Consider the following 16557-nt stretch of genomic DNA (forward strand, 5'->3'; position numbering starts at 1 on the left):
CAGGGCCGGGGCAGCGCTCAGCGCCGGGGCAGCACGGCCGGACCGGCCGGTCGCCAGCGTCGCAGCTGTCCGATCGCCCAGCCGCGCAGCGAGCGGTGAAAGAGCAGGTGCTGCGACACCGGCGCGATGTGGGGCTTCCACAGATGCGCCCAGGGCGGATGCGTGACGAAGCTCAGCCGGTCGATGCGCGCGTCGGCGCAGGCCGACTCGATCGCCTCGCGCATGATCAGATGGCCGGGCGCGAGGTCGGCCTCCGATTCGAGGTAGGCGATCTTGACCAGGTGCAGCGTGCGTGCGCCCAGCAGCGCGAACTGCGCCGCGATGGCCTGGCCGTCCAGGCGCAGCAGGTGGATGCGGCAGGTGCGCTGGTCGGCGAACTGGCGCGCCAGCGCGCGGTAGAAGCCGCTGAGCGAGTCGCTGCGGGCGATCGCGCTGCCGGTCTCGGCCTTCCAGCCCGAGGCTTCGAGCTGCAGGAACTGCTCGAGCGCGGCCTCCAGCGCCGGGCCGGACTCGACGACCTCGAAGCGCAGCGCGCCGCGCGACTGCGCCCGCCGCATCAGCCGGCGCACGTTGCCGTGATGGCTGCGGCTGACCGGCGCGAGCGCCTGCTCGGGCGTGCCGCTGCAGTCCAGCCAGGCGCTCTCGCGCAGCGGCATCGAGCATTCGGCCGGCCGGCGCTCCGAGCGGGCCGCGCGGTCCAGGCCCGAGCCGGCGATGACCCCGTCGAGGCGCAGCAGGTCCCAGCCGATCTCGCGCGCCGCCACCGAGCCCTGCAGCCAGTCGAAGAGCTCGGGCCAGAGATCGTCCGCGTCCATGTCGGGGGCCAGCGCCAGGTCGCTGATGAGCTGGTGCGCATGCACCGGCGTTCGGGCCTCGCGCAGCGTCATCAGGCCGGCGCCGAAGGGGCGCTGGTCGACCGTCAGCGGCAGCACCGCCTCCAGCCGGTCGCCGCGCTGCGCGCAGACGAAGGCCAGCTCGTCCGGGCTGTCGCACAGGTGCTGCAGCCGCGCGCCGTACCAGGCCGGCTGGCGGAAGATGCAGTCGGGCTCCATGCGGGCGTCGAGCATGGCCTGCCAGCGCGGGCGCAGGGCCATCCAGCCATGCAGGCCGCGCATGATGCGGAAGGAGCGGGGAGGCGGCGGAAGAGGGCGGGCGCTCATCGGCAAGGGACACCGGTCGGGTGAGTCGGGTGACAATTCCCCTGCATGTCGGCACGATGCCGGCCGGCCTGAAACCCCGCCTTCCGCTTTCCCCGCCCACGAACCCCAGGACGCCTCCCACGCCATGCCGCTGCGCGAGATTCTCAAGATGGGTGACGCACGCCTGCTGCGCACCGCCCGCCCGCTCGCCGAAGCCGAGTTCGGCACGTCCGAGCTGCACGCGCTGATCGCCGACATGGTCGAGACCATGCAGGCGGTGCAGGGCGCCGGCCTGGCCGCGCCGCAGATCGGCGTCGACCTGGCGCTGGTGATCTTCGGCTTCGGCCGCAGCCTGCGCTATCCGGACGCGCCGCCGGTGCCGCCCACCGTGCTGATCAACCCGGTGATCGAGCCGCTCTCGGACGAGGAGGAGGACGGCTGGGAAGGCTGCCTGTCGGTGCCGGGGCTGCGCGGCGTGGTGCCGCGCTGGTCGCGCATCCGCTACACCGGGCGCGACGAGCGCGGCCAGCCGATCGACCGCGTCGCCGAGGGCTTTCACGCCCGGGTGGTGCAGCACGAGTGCGACCACCTGATCGGCACGCTCTACCCGATGCGGGTGCGCGACTTCCGCCGCTTCGGCTACACCGAGGTGCTCTTTCCCGGGCTGGACGCGTCGCGCGACGACGACTGAGGTGCGGCCGGCGCGCGCATCAGCGCCATCGCCGAGCCGATCAGGCCGGCGACCTCGCCCATGTGCGCTGGCACGATCATCGTGTTGTTCGTGCGGGCCAGCTCCGCGTAGGCATCGACCGCCTTCTCGGCCACCTGCAGCTGCACCGCCTGTTCGCCGCCGGGCTCGCGGATCGCCGCGGCGATGCGCCGGATCGCGTCGGCCGAGGCGGTCGCCACCGCCGAGATCGCCGCCGCCTGGCCCTCGGCCTGGTTGATCTGCGCCTGCTTCTCGCCTTCGGAGCGGGCGATGAAGGAGGCCCGCTCGCCGGTGGCGATGTTGATCTGCTCCTGCTTGCGGCCCTCGGAGGCGGCGATCAGCGCGCGCTTCTCGCGCTCGGCGGTGATCTGCTGCTGCATCGCGTGCAGGATCTCCGCCGGCGGCGTCAGGTCCTTGATCTCGTAGCGCAGCACCTTCACGCCCCAGGTCAGCGCCGCCTCGTCGAGCGCGTTGACCACCGAGGCGTTGATCAGCTCGCGCTCCTCGAAGGTGCGGTCGAGTTCCATCTTGCCGATCACCGAGCGCAGCGTGGTCTGCGCGAGCTGGGTGATGGCCATCACGTAGTCCGACGAGCCGTAGCTGGCGCGCATCGGGTCGGTGACCTGGAAGTACAGGATGCCGTCGACCTTGAGCTGGGTGTTGTCGCGGGTGATGCAGACCTGGCTGGGCACGTCGAGCGGAATCTCCTTGAGCGAGTGGCGGTAGGCGACGCGCTCGATGAAGGGGATCAGGAAGTTCAGCCCCGGCGAGAGCGTGGCGTGGTAGCGGCCGAGCCGCTCAACGATCCAGGCGTGCTGCTGCGGCACGACCTGGACCGAGCGGGCGACGAACAGCGCCGCGACGGCGAGAAGGATCAGCGCGAGAAGGTCCATGCGGGACTCCGGTGGAGGAAAGAGGCCGGGCGCGGGCCGCTCATCGCAGCGCGCGCAGCCGCAGCGTCGTGCCGTCGACGCCGACGATGACATGCAGGCCGGGGCGGCCGGGCGGCTCCGCCGCGTCCAGGCGTGCCGTCCAGGTGCAGCCGCGGTGCGACACCTCGGCCAGGCCGTCGTCGCGCCAGCGCTCGACGCGCACCTGCAGGCCGAGATCGAGATGCTGGGCCGGATCGGTCGCCGACCCGGGCGCCGTGCGTCGCCGCAGCCGCCAGGCGCGCAGCGCCAGCATCGCGCCGCCGCCGACGAGGGCCGCCGTGAGCGTCTGTGCCGCGCTGCCGGCGCCCAGCAGCGCCGCCACGCCGGCCGCGGCCAGACCGAGCGCCAGCAGCAGCAGGAAGAAGGTGCCGGTGAACAGCTCGAGCGCCAGCACCAGCGCCGCGGCGATCCACCATGAGGTCAGGACATCGGACTGCATCTCGGGCCTCCCGTGCCGGACAGTGTAGGACCGCGATCACGACAGCGCATTGACATCGGTGCATCGCACCGTCACGCGCTGGCCCTACACTTCGCCCTTCGCTTTTTTCCCGTCCCACCGCCCCCTGGTCTTCGGAGACCCTCCCGCCATGCAGCGCTTCCATTTCCCGATCGTCATCATCGACGAGGACTTCCGCTCGGAGAACACCTCCGGTCTGGGCATTCGCGCGCTGGCGCAGGCCATCGAGAAGGAAGGCTTCGAGGTGCTGGGCGTGACCAGCTACGGCGACCTGAGCCAGTTCGCGCAGCAGCAGAGCCGTGCCTCGGCCTTCATCCTGTCGATCGACGACGAGGAGTTCACGCCCGGCCCCGAGCTCGATCCGGCGGTGCTGAACCTGCGCAAATTCATCGAGGAGATCCGCTTCCGCAACCCGGACATCCCGATCTACATCTACGGCGAGACGCGCACCAGCCAGCACATCCCGAACGACATCCTGCGCGAGCTGCACGGCTTCATCCACATGTTCGAGGACACGCCGGAGTTCGTGGCGCGCCACATCATCCGCGAGGCCAAGAGCTACCTCGACGGCCTGGCGCCGCCCTTCTTCAAGCAGCTGATGGACTACGCGCAGGACGGCTCGTATTCTTGGCACTGCCCGGGCCACTCCGGCGGCGTGGCCTTCCTGAAGAGCCCGGTCGGCCAGATGTTCCACCAGTTCTTCGGCGAGAACATGCTGCGCGCCGACGTGTGCAACGCGGTGGAGGAGCTCGGCCAGCTGCTCGACCACACCGGGCCGGTGGCGCAGAGCGAGCGCAACGCCGCGCGCATCTTCAACGCCGACCACTGCTTCTTCGTCACCAACGGCACCTCGACCTCCAACAAGATGGTCTGGCACCACACGGTGGCGCCGGGCGACGTGGTGGTGGTGGACCGCAACTGCCACAAGTCGATCCTGCACTCGATCATCATGACCGGGGCGATCCCCGTGTTCATGACGCCGACGCGCAACCACTTCGGCATCATCGGCCCGATCCCGCAGGCCGAGTTCACCCGCGAGGCCATCGAGGCCAAGATCGCGAAGAACCCGCTGCTGGCCGGCGTCGACACCAGCGGCATCAAGCCGCGGATCATGACGCTGACGCAGAGCACCTACGACGGCGTGCTCTACAACACCGAGACCATCAAGCAGATGATGGACGGCTGGATCGACACGCTGCACTTCGACGAGGCCTGGCTGCCGCACGCCGCCTTCCACAAGTTCTACGGCAGCTACCACGCGATGGGCAAGAACCGCCCGCGCCCGAAGCAGGCGATGGTCTACGCCACGCAGTCGACGCACAAGCTGCTGGCCGGCATCAGCCAGGCCTCGCAGGTGCTGGTGCAGGACGCGCAGGAGCAGAAGCTCGACCGCCACCTCTTCAACGAGGCCTACCTGATGCACACCAGCACCTCGCCGCAGTACGCGATCATCGCCTCGTGCGACGTCGCCGCGGCGATGATGGAGCCCCCGGGCGGCACCGCGCTGGTCGAGGAAAGCATCAAGGAGGCGCTGGACTTCCGCCGCGCGATGCGCAAGGTCGAGGACGACTTCGGCCACGACTGGTGGTTCAAGGTCTGGGGCCCGCCGGCGCTGGCCGCCGAGGGCATCGGCCGCGCCGACGGCTGGGTGCTGCATGCCAACGAAGGCTGGCACGGCTTCGGCGACCTGGCCGCCGGCTTCAACATGCTCGACCCGATCAAGTCGACGCTGATCACGCCCGGGCTGGACGTGTCGGGCGACTTCGCCGAGACCGGCATCCCGGCCTCGATCGTCTCGAAGTACCTGGCCGAGCACGGCGTGGTGGTCGAGAAGACCGGCCTCTACTCGTTCTTCATCATGTTCACCATCGGCATCACCAAGGGCCGCTGGAACACGCTGCTGACCGCGCTGCAGCAGTTCAAGGACGACTACGACCGCAACCAGCCGATCTGGCGCGTGCTGCCCGAGTTCGCCGCCAAGTTCCCGATGTACGAGCGCATGGGCCTGCGCGACCTGTGCCAGCTCATCCACAAGGCCTACGCCGAGGGCGACATCGCGCGCCTGACGACCGAGGTCTATCTGTCGGACGTCGAGCCGGCGATGAAGCCCAGCGACGCCTACGCGCACATCGCGCACCGCCGCACCGAGCGCGTCGAGATCGACCAGCTCGAGGGCCGCATCACCACCTCGCTGCTGACGCCGTACCCGCCGGGCATTCCGCTGCTGATCCCGGGCGAGCGCTTCAACAAGCGCATCGTCGACTACCTGCGCTTCACCCGCGACTTCAACGAGCGCTTCCCCGGCTTCCACACCGACGTGCACGGTCTGGTCGAGGAGGACATCGGCGGCGGGCGCAAGCGCTACTTCATCGACTGCGTGAAGGCCTGAGCGGCCGGGATCGGCCATGGAAGGCGTGCCGGAGCGCTTCGACTCGCCGCGCGACCGCGCCGAGTTCCTGCGCCCGGCGCACCGCGCCGGCGTGGAGCTCTACCGCGCCGCCATCGTCGACTGCGCCTTCGAGCCGCACGGCCATGACGCCTACGGCTTCGGCGTGATCGACCAGGGCGTCGAGCGCTTCCGGCTGCGCGGCGCCGAGCACCTCGCGCCGGTGGACACGCTGGTGGCGATGCAGCCCGAGGACCTGCACACCGGCCGTGCCGAGACGCCGCAGGGCTGGTCCTACCGGATGGTCTATCTGGACGAGGACCTGCTGCGCAGCCTCGGCGGCGGTGCGGCCTGGCGCTTCGACGAGGCGCTGATCCGCGATCCGCGCACCGTCGCGCCGGTCAGCGCGCTGATGCACCGGCTCTGGCGCGCGGCCGCGCAGGGCGCCGAGCCGCTGGCCTTCGACAGCCTGCTCGTCGAGCTGGTCGAGCACCTGCGCCCGCATGCCCGCGACGCGGCCGTGCCGCGCGAGGCCGGCGCCGCGGCGCGCTTCCGTCCGGTGATGGAGCTGATGCGCGCACGCCTGGACGAGCCGCTGACGCTCGACGAGCTGGCTGCCGCCGCGGGCCTGAGCCCTTTCCATTTCCTGCGCAGCTTCCGCCGCGAGCACCACGCCACGCCGCAGCAGATGCTGATGGCGCTGCGCCTGCTCGAGGCCAAGCGCCGCATCGCCGCCGGCGAGCCGCTGGCGCAGGTGGCTGCGGCCACCGGCCTGGCCGATCAGGCGCATCTGACCCGCGCCTTCTCGCGCCGCTACGGCGTGACGCCGGCGCGCTACCGCCAGCAGCTGCAGCAATCCGGTACAAGACCCCGCCGGCACGCCTGACCGACACTGCCCGGCATGTCGATCGGAATTCTCTGTGCCCTGGTGGCCGGTCTCATGTGGGGCCTGGTCTTCGTCACGCCGCTGCTGCTGCCGGACTATCCGGCCGCGCTGCTGTCCTGCGGCCGCTATCTGGCCTTCGGGCTGATCGCGCTGCCGATCGCCTGGTTCGACCGGGCGCGCCTGCGCGAGCTCGAGCGCAGCGACTGGATCGAGGCGCTCAGGCTCTCGGCCATCGGCAACCTGCTGTACTACCTCTGCCTGGCCGCGGCGATCCAGCGCGCCGGCGGTGCGCTGCCGACGATGATCATCGGCACGCTGCCGGTGGTGATCGCCGTCTGCTCGAACCTGCGCGATCCGCACGAGCGCCTGCCGTGGCGCGAGCTGCTGCCGCCGCTGGGGCTGATCGCCGCCGGCATCGCCTGCGTCAACCAGGTCGAGCTGGAGCGGCTGCGCGCCGAGGGCGGTCTGGACGCCGGCCGCTACCTGGTCGGTGCGCTGCTGGCCCTGGCCGCGGTGGCCTGCTGGACCTGGTACCCGATCCGCAATGCCGACTGGATGCGCGCCCACCCGGACCGCCATCCGCGCAGCTGGGCCACCGCGCAGGGACTGATGACGCTGCCGCTGGCGGTGCTGGGCTACGGCGTGCTGGGGCTGGTCTCGCTGACGCCGGCCGGCGCCGCCGGGCTGGGCGTGGCCATGCCCTTCGGGCCGGAGCCGCTGCGCTTCGTGCTGATGATGCTGGCGGTCGGCCTGCTGGCGTCCTGGGTCGGCACGCTGTGCTGGAACGCCGCCAGCCAGCGCCTGCCCACCGCGCTGCTCGGGCAGCTGATCGTGTTCGAGACGCTGGCCGCGCTGGGCTACGCGATGGTGATGCGCGGGCGCTGGCCGGGCACGACGACGCTGGCGGGCATCGTGCTGCTGGTGGCCGGCGTGCTGCTCGCGCTGCGGGTGAAGCCGCGCCGCGACGGCGCTGCGGGTGCCGATGCGCAGCCTGTCACGCCCGCCTGACACGGCCTGGGCGCGCTGACGGACGAGGCCGGACGCCGTGTCGGACAGCTTCCGACACGCGTTCTGGCATGTGGCCGATGGGCAGGGCGCGGGCCCGAGCCTAGAGTGCACCCATGGATTTCAGGAGTGCCACGATGAACGCCCAGCAGTACACGACGTTTCCCGCCGATCCGTTCGCCCTGATGATGAATCCGCAGGACATTCTCGCCGCCGTCGAGCGCTCGGAGCGCCTGGGCCGGCTGCAGCGCCGCGTCTGCCGCCCGCTCGACCGCCCGCTGATCCCGCATGCGCTGACCGAGATCGAGCTGTTCGACCGCAGCATCGACGCCGGCATGGTTCCCGACGAGGAACTGCCGGACGACGAGCACTGAGCGCTCCGGCTTCAGCGCCGGCCGGGGCGCCAGCCGCTGAGCCGCCACAGCAGGCGGCGCAGCTCGGCCATGACACCCGGCGCCCCTGCGGCCTGCAGCCGCTGGTGGCCGAAATGCTCGTTGCAGAAGTCCTGCTTGACCTTGGTGGTGCCGGGCAGCATGTCGATCAGGTCGGTCCGGCCGGAGTCGATCTCGGCGCGCAGCATGCCGGCGACCAGCACCCGACCCGGCTCGTGGCGCGAGAACTCCGGGTCGAAGGCGGTGAGCTGGTAGAAGAAGGTGCGCCCGCGGTGCAGGCCGAGCGCGAAGGCGATCACCCGGTCGCCGGCCTTGAGCAGGTGATGGCGCGCATGGCCTTCGGCGGCGAGCTGCTCCAGCATCGTCCGGTAGGCCAGGCGGTCGCGCTCGCGGCCGAAGAGCACATGCCGGCTGCGACCGCGCTGCTCCAGCGTCTGCTGCCGCAGCGAGTGCAGCCGCTCGATCTGGGCCAGCTCGTCCTCGTCGAGCCGCTCGCGCTGCACCAGCCGCGCGCCCAGGTCGCGCTCGATCGCGCGCTGGCGGTTGAGCGTCTTGCCCAGCATCGAGCGCCCCAGCGTCGCGGCATGGCGCTCCCAGTCGGCGCTCAGCCGCGCGCGGTGCGAGACCATCGGCTCGGGCTGCAGGCGCGCGTCGCGCAGTCCGGCCGCGAAGGCCGCGCGCATCGGCGAGACGTCGCGGAAATACTGCAGCTCGATCAGCTCGACCGGGCTGCGCGGCCCGGACAGGTGGCGCGCCAGCGCCTGTGCGCAGGCCTGGGCCTCGTCGGCGCGGGCGACGAGCAGGTCGCCGTCGAAGCGCATCGATCCCGGCACCGCGCCCCAGAACTCGAGCCGGCGCACGCCCCCGCGCCAGGCCGGTCGCCGGTCGATGACGGTCGGTGCCGCGCCGACCAGCCGCTCGCCGGCCCACACCAGCAGGAAATGCATGCGCCGGCCCGGCAGCAGGTAGATCGGTGCCATCGCGCGCAGCAGGCCGATCGAGAAGAAGACGCCGCGTCCGTCGGGCACCGCCTCGAGCAGCTGCTCCCACGCGGCGCGATGGGCCTCGAGCGCCGCGGGGCTGTCGGCCACGGTGATGCGCAGAGGGCTGGAATCGGTTTCGCTCATGGGATGATCATGCGGCACGCGCCGGTGGCGCATCGTTGCGATCAGCCCCGGAGCGGCCGGCCAGTTGCATCGAGGGCGGGCGGCGGTAGAGCCAGGCCGCGCCGTGGCGCCGCGCCAGCCGGTGCAGCAGCAGCGCGGCGGCGATCGCGCCGGCCGGCAGCAGCAGCGCGCGCAGCGCCAGCGGCAGGCCCGTGGCGGCCAGCAGCGGTGCCAGCGCCTGCATCGGCAGCCAGAAGCCCAGGTAGATGACGATGGAATCCCGGCCCGCGGCCTGCAGCCCGGCGCCGAGGCGCCGGGTCTGCAGCAGCGCCGCGATCATCACCACCGCGCCGATGCCGACCATGCCCAGCAGCAGCGCCAGCAGCGGCCACGGCGCCGGCTGGACATGCACCAGCACCGCGTTGGCCGGCGCCCACAGCGCCAGCAGCGCCAGCGCCCGGCGCGGCCGCTCGCTCGTCCAGCGCGCCAGCGCGAGGAAGAAGGGCGCCAGCCGATGTCCGGCGTGGAAGAAGACGAAGAACTCGCCGAACCAGTCCAGCACCGGCACGCCGGTGTGCAGCGGGAACAGGTGCATGACCGCCGCCGCCAGCCCGACATGCCATGGCGGCACGCCGCGCAGAGCCCGCGAGACCAGCGCGTAGACCGGCAGCATCAGCAGGAACCACAGCATCGCCGGCGGCTTCCACAGCGCCAGCAGCAGCTGCGCGAGCGCGTCGGCCGGGCCCTGCGGGTGCTGCAGCCCCAGCAGCCACTGGCCGACGACCAGGATCGGTGCCCACAGCACCAGGAAATGCAGGTAGTGCAGCACCCGGCGGTCGGCGAAGTCGCGCCAGGGCCGGTCGATCACGCGGCCGAGAAAGAGACCCGAGATCAGGAAGAAGTCCGGCATCCGGAAGGGCTGGGCAAAGGCGCTCAGGTAGCCCAGCCAGCTGGCCGAGCCGTCGCTGGCGATCAGGCTGCGTGCCCCCCACAGGCCGACGACGGCCAGGATGCACAGGCCCTTGGCGATGTCGACCCAGTCCTGGCGGGCGGGCGTGTCCTTCTTGGCTGTCATGGGGAGATCCGCGGCGATCGTGGGTGGAGGGGAAGATGGAAGGAGAGGCCGGGCTCAGCATAGGCGGCCGGCCCGTGGCGTGGATCACGTCTCCCCTGGCTGGTGCCCGCGGGTGCGGGAGCGCATCAAGGCAAATGGTGCGGATCTTGCAGATACTGCGCTGCGACAAGACAGGAGCAGCGGGTCTTCCGCAGGATGGGTTCCGTCACGGTTACATGGCAAGATGAAAGACATGACCCCGAACACGCAGAGCCAGAGCACGCCGGATCACGCCGACAGCGCATGGTGGCGCGGCGCGGTGATCTACCAGATCTACCCGCGCAGCTTCCAGGACAGCAACGGCGACGGCATCGGCGACCTGCCCGGCATCACCGCACGGCTGGACCATGTGGCGTCGCTCGGCGTCGACGCGATCTGGATCTCGCCCTTCTTCCGCAGTCCGATGAAGGACTTCGGCTACGACGTGGCCGACTACCGCGACGTCGACCCGATCTTCGGCACGCTGGCCGACTTCGACGCGCTGCTGGCGCGCGCGCACCAGCTGGGCCTGAAGGTGATGATCGACCAGGTGCTCTCGCACACCTCCGACCAGCATGCCTGGTTCCAGGAGAGCCGCCTGAGCCGCGACAACCCGAAGAGCGACTGGTATGTCTGGGCCGATGCCCGGGCCGACGGCACGCCGCCGAACAACTGGCTCAGCGTCTTCGGCGGCAGCGCCTGGCAGTGGGACTCGCGCCGGCGCCAGTACTACCTGCACAGCTTTCTCTCCAGCCAGCCTGACCTGAACTTCCACAACCCGGCGGTGCAGGACGCGCTGCTCGGCGAGGTGCGCTTCTGGTGCGAGAAGGGCGTCGACGGCTTCCGCTTCGATGCCTGCAACCACCAGTTCCACGACGCGCAGCTGCGCGACAACCCGCCGGCGCAGGGCGGCGAGGTCTCGACGGTGCGGGCCGACAACCCCTACGCGATGCAGCAGCACCTGCACGACAAGAGCCGGCCGGAGAACCTGGTGTTCCTCGAGCGGCTGCGTGGCGTGCTCGATGCCTTCGGCGCGACCAGCATCGGCGAGGTCGGCGACGAGAACGCGCCGCCGCTGATGGCCGACTACACCGAAGCCGGACGTCGCCTGCACATGGCCTACAGCTTCAGCCTGCTGACGGCCAACTCGGCGCCCGCCCATGTGCGCGGCGAAGTCGAGAAGCTCGAGCGCGAGATCGCGCGCACCGGCGGCTGGGGCTGCTGGGCCTTCTCCAACCATGACGTGCCGCGGGTGGCCAGCCGCTGGTCGAGCGACGGCCAGCCCGACGACCGCCGCTCGAAGCTGCAGCTGGCGATGCTGCTGACGCTGCGCGGCAGCGTCTGCCTCTACCAGGGCGAGGAACTCGGCCTGCCCGAGGCCGACGTGCCCTTCGAGCGGCTGCAGGATCCCTACGGCCTGGCCTTCTGGCCGGAGTTCAAGGGCCGCGACGGCTGCCGCACGCCGATGCCCTGGCAGGCCGACGAGGTACAGGCCGGTTTCTCGACCGCCGAGCCCTGGCTGCCGGTCAGTGCGGCGCAGCAGGCGCGCGCGGTCGACCGCCAGCAGGCCACGCCGGACTCGGTGCTGAAGACCGCGCAGGCGCTGCTGGCCTGGCGCCGCGCCACGCCGCTGCTGCGCGAGGGCTCGATCCGCTTCGTCGATGCACCCGAATCGGTGCTGATGTTCGAGCGCCGGCTGGGCCCGGCCGAGGCTGCAGACGCACCATTGGAGTGCATGCTGCTGGCCTTCAACACCGCCGACCGTCCGGTCGAGGTGCCGCTGCCGCCCGCCTGGCAGGGCGCAAGGCTGCGCGCCGACACGCCGCTGGGCGGCGGCGCCCACCTGTCGGCCGACGGGCTGAGCCTGCGGCTCGATCCGCTTGGCGCGGCGATTGCATGCCATGCCGCCGATTCCGGCATCCGCTCGCGCTGACTCCCTTCTTCTGGACTCCGGACTTTCCGTCTTCTTCTCGCCCCATGCCCCGCAAGACCTCCGCTCCGTCCCCGGCTCCGGCCGCCCCCGCGAAGAAGACTTCCCCGACGGCGGTCGCCGTGCCCGAGACCGGCCGGGTCGATGCCGCGACGCTGGACGCGCTGATGCGCGCCGACCACGGCGACCCGTTCTCGGTGCTCGGCATGCATCACACCGGCACCGCGCTGGTGGTGCGTGCGCTGCTGCCCGGCGCGGCCGAGGTCGAGCTGCTCGACGCGCTGGGCCGGCGGCTGTGCGCGCTGACCCGTCAGGAGGACAGCGCGCTGTTCACCGGCGCGGTGCCGCGCCGGCGCAATCCGTTCGAGTACCGGCTGCGCATCCGCTGGACCGACGCCGAGGGACGCGCGCTCGAGCCGGTGGTGGTCGACGACGCCTACCGCTTCGCGCCGCTGATCCGCGACACCGACCTCTATCTGCTGGCCGAGGGCACGCACCACCGGCCCTACGAGTGGATGGGCGCGCATCCGCAGATCCACGAGGGCACCGGCGGCACCCGCTTCGTGGTCTGGGCGCCGAGCGCGCGCCGCGTCTCGGTGGTCGGCAGCTTCAACCAGTGGGACGGCCGGCGCCACCTGATGCGCCGCCGCCATGAATGCGGGCTGTGGGAGATCTTCGTGCCGCAGGTCGGCGAGGGCGATCTCTACAAGTTCGAGGTGCTGGGCGCCGACGGCGTGGTGCGGGTCAAGGCCGACCCCTACGCCTTCCGCGCCGAGGTGCGACCGCAGACCGCCTCGGTGGTGCAGCGCCTGCTGCCTGGCGTGGCGATCGACGAGACGCGCCGCCAGGCCAATGCGCTGGACGCAGCGGTGTCGATCTACGAGGTGCATCTGGGCTCGTGGCGGCGTGGCGAGGACGGCCGCTGGCTGACCTACCGCGAGCTGGCCGAGCAGCTGGTGCCCTATGTGCGCGACCTGGGTTTCACCCACATCGAGCTGCTGCCGGTGCACGAGCATCCCTTCGACGGCTCCTGGGGCTATCAGCCGACCGGCCTGTACGCGCCGACCTCGCGCTTCGGCACGCCGGAGGACTTCCGCGCCTTCGTCGACGCGGCGCACGCGGCCGGGCTGGGCGTGATCCTGGACTGGGTGCCGGGCCACTTCCCGACCGACGCCTTCGCGCTGGCCGAGTTCGACGGCACGCACCTCTACGAGCACGCCGATCCGCGCGAGGGCTTCCACCAGGACTGGAACACGCTGATCTACAACTACGGCCGCACCGAGGTGCGCAACTTCCTGGTCGGCAACGCGCTGTACTGGATCGAGCGCTTCGGCATCGACGGCCTGCGGGTGGACGCGGTGGCCTCGATGCTCTACCGCGACTACAGCCGCCGCGACGGCGAGTGGATCCCCAACCGCCACGGCGGCCGCGAGAACCTCGAGGCCATCGAGTTCCTGCGCCGCGCCAACTTCATCGTCGGCACGCAGCGCCCCGAGGCGGTGATGATCGCCGAGGAGTCGACCTCCTTCCCGCTGGTGACGCGTCCGCCCTCGCAGGATCTGCAGTCCGGCGGCCTGGGCTTCCACTACAAGTGGAACATGGGCTGGATGAACGACACGCTGGCCTACTTCTCGCGCGATCCGGTCTACCGCAGCCACCACCACGACCAGCTGCGCTTCTCGCTGATGTACGCCTTCAGCGAGAACTTCGTGCTGCCGCTCTCGCATGACGAGGTGGTGCACGGCAAGGGCTCGCTGATCCGCAAGATGCCCGGCGACGACTGGCAGAAGTTCGCCAACCTGCGCGCCTACCTCGGCTTCATGTGGGGGCATCCGGGCAAGAAGCTGCTGTTCATGGGCTGCGAGTTCGCGCAGTGGAACGAGTGGAACGAGGCCGCGCAGCTCGACTGGCCGCTGCTCGAGCAGGCGCCGCATGCCGGCGTTCAGCGCCTGGTGCGCGATCTCAACGCGGTGCTGCGTCACTACCCGGCGCTGCACCAGCGCGACGTGCAGCCCGAGGGCTTCGCGTGGGTCAGCCACGAGGATGCGCAGCATTCGGTGATCGTGTTCGAGCGCCGTGCCGCGCCCGACGAGGCGGGCCACGCCGCGCGGGTGCTGGTGATCTGCAACCTGACGCCGGTGGTGCGCCACGGCTGGCGCATCGGCGTGCCGCAGGCCGGCGCCTGGCGCGAGCTGATCAACACCGACCAGGCGGTCTACGGCGGCTCGGGCGTCGGCAACGGCCTGCTCGAGAGCGAGGCCCTGCCGTGGCAGGACCAGGCGCAGTCGATCGTCATGACGCTGCCGCCGCTGGCCACCGTGATGCTGGTGATCGATTGACGGATCGGTCGGATCGGGTGATGAAGGTCGTGAGGATCGAGGCGGGCCGGCCGGCGCCGCTGGGCGCGACGCCGGTCGCGGGCGGGCTGGACATCGCGGTGTGGGCGCCGGACGCGACGGCGGTCGAGGTCGGCCTGTTCGATGCGGACGGCCAGGCGGAGCGGGCACGGGTGCGGCTGCCGTGCTGCACCGACGGCGTCTGGCATGGCCGGCTGCTGGGCGAGGGTCTGGGCGCGGGCACGGTCTACGGCCTGCGCGCGCACGGGCCCTGGGCGCCGGAGGAGGGGCACCGCTTCAATCCGGCCCGGGTGCTGCTCGACCCGTGGGCGCAGGCGGTGGTCGGCACCTATGGCGGTGCGGGCGTCGACCTGAGCCTCTACCACGGCCATGCCGATGCCGACACGCGCCATCCGGACCCGCGCGACAACGCCGCGGTCGCGCTGAAGGCGCGGGTGGTCGCACCGGCGCCGAAGGTCGATCCGGCCGAGCGGCCGCGCCATCCGGTCGACCGGGTGGTGATCGCCGAGGCGCATGTGCGCTCGACGACGATGCGCCACCCCGGCATTCCCCCCGAGCTGCGCGGCAGCTACGCCGCGATGGCACATCCGGCGATGATCGCGCACTGGCAGGCGCTGGGCGTGACCACGCTGAGCCTGCTGCCGGTGCACGCACGCGCCGACGAGGAGCGGCTGCAGCGCCTGGGCCTGTCCAACCACTGGGGCTACTCCAGCATCGGCTTCCTGGCGCCGGAGCCGCGCTACTGGAGCGGCCGCCCCGGCACCACGCCCGAGGGCGAGTTCCGCCAGATGGTGCGCGACCTGCACGCCGCCGGCCTGGAGGTGGTGCTGGACGTGGTCTACAACCACAGCGCCGAGACCGACGAGCTGGGCCCGACGCTGTCGCTGCGGGGGCTGGCCAATGCGCGCGCCTACCACCTGCGCCGGGCCGAGGGTCGCGCCGATCTCTACGAGAACTGGACCGGCTGCGGCAACTGCCTGAATCTGGCCGAGCCGCGCATGGTCGAGCTGGTGGCCGGCTCGCTGCGCCACTGGGTCGAAGCCTATGGCGTCGACGGCTTCCGCTTCGATCTGGCGCCGGTGCTGGCGCGCGGGCGCGACGGCGCCTTCAGCCGCGAGGCCGGCTTCTTCGCCGCGCTGCGCGCCGATCCGGTGCTGGCCTCGGTGCGGCTGATCGCCGAGCCCTGGGACATCGGCCCGGGCGGCTACCAGCTCGGCGCCTTCCCGCCGGGCTGGAGCGAGTGGAACGACCAGTACCGCGACACGATGCGGGGCTGGTGGCTGCGGGGCGCGGGCGACCGCGGCATCTTCGCGCACCGCTTCGCCGGCTCGAGCGCGCAGTTCCGCCACGAGCACCGCGCGCCGACCGCCGGCATCAACTTCATCACCGCGCACGACGGCTTCACGCTGCGCGATCTGGTCAGCTTCGACCACAAGCACAACCACGCCAACGGCGAGCACAACCGAGACGGCCACCACCACAACTGCAGCTGGAACTGCGGCGTGGAAGGGCCGACGCAGGATGCCGCGGTGCTCGCGCTGCGCGCGCGCCTGCAGCGGGCGCTGCTGGCGACGCTGTGGCTGTCGCAGGGCACGCCGATGCTGCTGGCCGGCGACGAGATCGGCCACAGCCAGCAGGGCAACAACAACGCCTACTGCCAGGACAACGCCATCAGCTGGCTGGACTGGCCGCAGCAGGACGACGACCTGCTGGCCACCGCGCGCCGGCTCGGGCACTGGCGCCAGACGCTGGCCTCGCTGCGCATCGGCCGCTGGCTGCGCGGCACGCCCGATGCGCAGGGCTGCACCGACGTGCTCTGGTGGCATCCGGCCGGTCGGGCGATGCATGACGGCGACTGGGGCGATTCCCAGGACCGCACGCTGCTGATCCGCCTGCAGGCGGCGGCCGACGAGGACGCGGTGCTGGTGTCGGTGCATCCTCAGCACATCGCCCGCGAGGCGCGGCTGCCCGACCCGGGCCCGGGGCGGCGCTGGGTCGCGCTCTTCGACAGCAGCCGCCCGGGCGGCGCGCCCGACCCCGAGGCCGCTGCGCTGGCTGCCGGCGCGGTCGCGGTGCTGCCGGCACGCGCGCTGCTGATCCATCGCAGCGAGGCCGCAGATCGGTGAACGCATCGGGGATCGCCGCAGTTCGCGGCGCACAGCCTC

Annotated in this window: 13 protein-coding genes; 8 read left to right on the forward strand and 5 right to left on the reverse strand. The window is 71.6% G+C overall.

Annotation, left to right across the window (positions count from 1 at the left end; genetic code table 11):
• Positions 1-17: 17 nt before the first annotated feature.
• On the reverse strand, positions 18-1115 hold the full coding sequence (locus tag HNQ01_RS09025) for a GNAT family N-acetyltransferase (protein ID WP_173805040.1): 1098 nt from the start codon (positions 1113-1115) through the stop codon (positions 18-20).
• A 169-nt stretch (positions 1116-1284) separates the two neighbouring features.
• Between HNQ01_RS09025 and def the strand changes: the two genes are divergently transcribed.
• Complete coding sequence (gene def, locus HNQ01_RS09030) at positions 1285-1830, forward strand: peptide deformylase (protein WP_173805041.1); 546 nt, start codon at positions 1285-1287, stop codon at positions 1828-1830.
• On the opposite strand, the gene HNQ01_RS09035 is transcribed toward def, so the two are convergent.
• Together HNQ01_RS09035 and HNQ01_RS09040 are read right to left on the reverse strand one after the other, a co-directional pair.
• The gene (locus tag HNQ01_RS09035; protein WP_173805042.1) at positions 1779-2741 is read right to left on the reverse strand and encodes an SPFH domain-containing protein; all 963 of its coding nucleotides are present in this window, start codon (positions 2739-2741) and stop codon (positions 1779-1781) included. The genes def and HNQ01_RS09035 overlap by 52 nt on opposite strands.
• A 40-nt stretch (positions 2742-2781) precedes the next feature.
• Positions 2782-3219, reverse strand: a complete 438-nt coding sequence (locus HNQ01_RS09040) for an NfeD family protein (RefSeq protein WP_173805043.1) — start codon at positions 3217-3219, stop codon at positions 2782-2784.
• A 148-nt stretch (positions 3220-3367) separates the two neighbouring features.
• Between HNQ01_RS09040 and HNQ01_RS09045 the strand changes: the two genes are divergently transcribed.
• The 4 genes from HNQ01_RS09045 to HNQ01_RS09060 all read left to right on the forward strand — a co-directional run bounded on the left by HNQ01_RS09045 (position 3368) and on the right by HNQ01_RS09060 (position 7888).
• A complete protein-coding gene (locus HNQ01_RS09045; protein ID WP_173805044.1) occupies positions 3368-5626 on the forward strand; it encodes an arginine/lysine/ornithine decarboxylase in 2259 nt (752 codons plus the stop codon).
• Positions 5627-5642: 16 nt separating this feature from the next.
• Entirely contained in the window at positions 5643-6509 is an 867-nt protein-coding gene (locus tag HNQ01_RS09050) for an AraC family transcriptional regulator (protein ID WP_173805045.1), read from the forward strand.
• A 15-nt stretch (positions 6510-6524) separates the two neighbouring features.
• Positions 6525-7517, forward strand: coding sequence for a DMT family transporter (locus HNQ01_RS09055; RefSeq protein WP_173805046.1), 993 nt, complete (start codon positions 6525-6527; stop codon positions 7515-7517).
• A gap of 134 nt (positions 7518-7651) precedes the next feature.
• The gene (locus tag HNQ01_RS09060; protein WP_286180624.1) at positions 7652-7888 is read left to right on the forward strand and encodes a hypothetical protein; all 237 of its coding nucleotides are present in this window, start codon (positions 7652-7654) and stop codon (positions 7886-7888) included.
• A gap of 11 nt (positions 7889-7899) precedes the next feature.
• Here HNQ01_RS09060 and HNQ01_RS09065 read toward each other — a convergent pair whose 3' ends face one another.
• A complete protein-coding gene (locus HNQ01_RS09065) occupies positions 7900-9033 on the reverse strand; it encodes a GNAT family N-acetyltransferase (protein ID WP_173805047.1) in 1134 nt (377 codons plus the stop codon).
• A 7-nt stretch (positions 9034-9040) separates the two neighbouring features.
• Entirely contained in the window at positions 9041-10087 is a 1047-nt protein-coding gene (locus HNQ01_RS09070) for an acyltransferase family protein (RefSeq protein ID WP_173805048.1), read from the reverse strand.
• Between the two features lie 232 nt (positions 10088-10319).
• Here HNQ01_RS09070 and HNQ01_RS09075 point away from each other — a divergent pair, with 232 nt between their 5' ends.
• From HNQ01_RS09075 to glgX, 3 genes are read left to right on the forward strand one after another with little or no spacing between them, the layout of a single operon-like run.
• Positions 10320-12038: an alpha-glucosidase gene (locus tag HNQ01_RS09075; protein ID WP_173805049.1), complete on the forward strand. Its 1719-nt coding sequence runs from the start codon at positions 10320-10322 to the stop codon at positions 12036-12038.
• 44 nt (positions 12039-12082) lie between these two features.
• Entirely contained in the window at positions 12083-14374 is a 2292-nt protein-coding gene (glgB, locus tag HNQ01_RS09080) for a 1,4-alpha-glucan branching protein GlgB (RefSeq protein ID WP_173805050.1), read from the forward strand.
• A 20-nt stretch (positions 14375-14394) separates the two neighbouring features.
• Complete coding sequence (gene glgX, locus HNQ01_RS09085) at positions 14395-16518, forward strand: glycogen debranching protein GlgX (protein ID WP_173805051.1); 2124 nt, start codon at positions 14395-14397, stop codon at positions 16516-16518.
• Positions 16519-16557 lie beyond the last annotated feature (39 nt).

Origin of the sequence: Sphaerotilus uruguayifluvii (assembly GCF_013294065.1) — a bacterium.
Lineage (GTDB): Bacteria > Pseudomonadota > Gammaproteobacteria > Burkholderiales > Burkholderiaceae_C > Sphaerotilus > Sphaerotilus uruguayifluvii.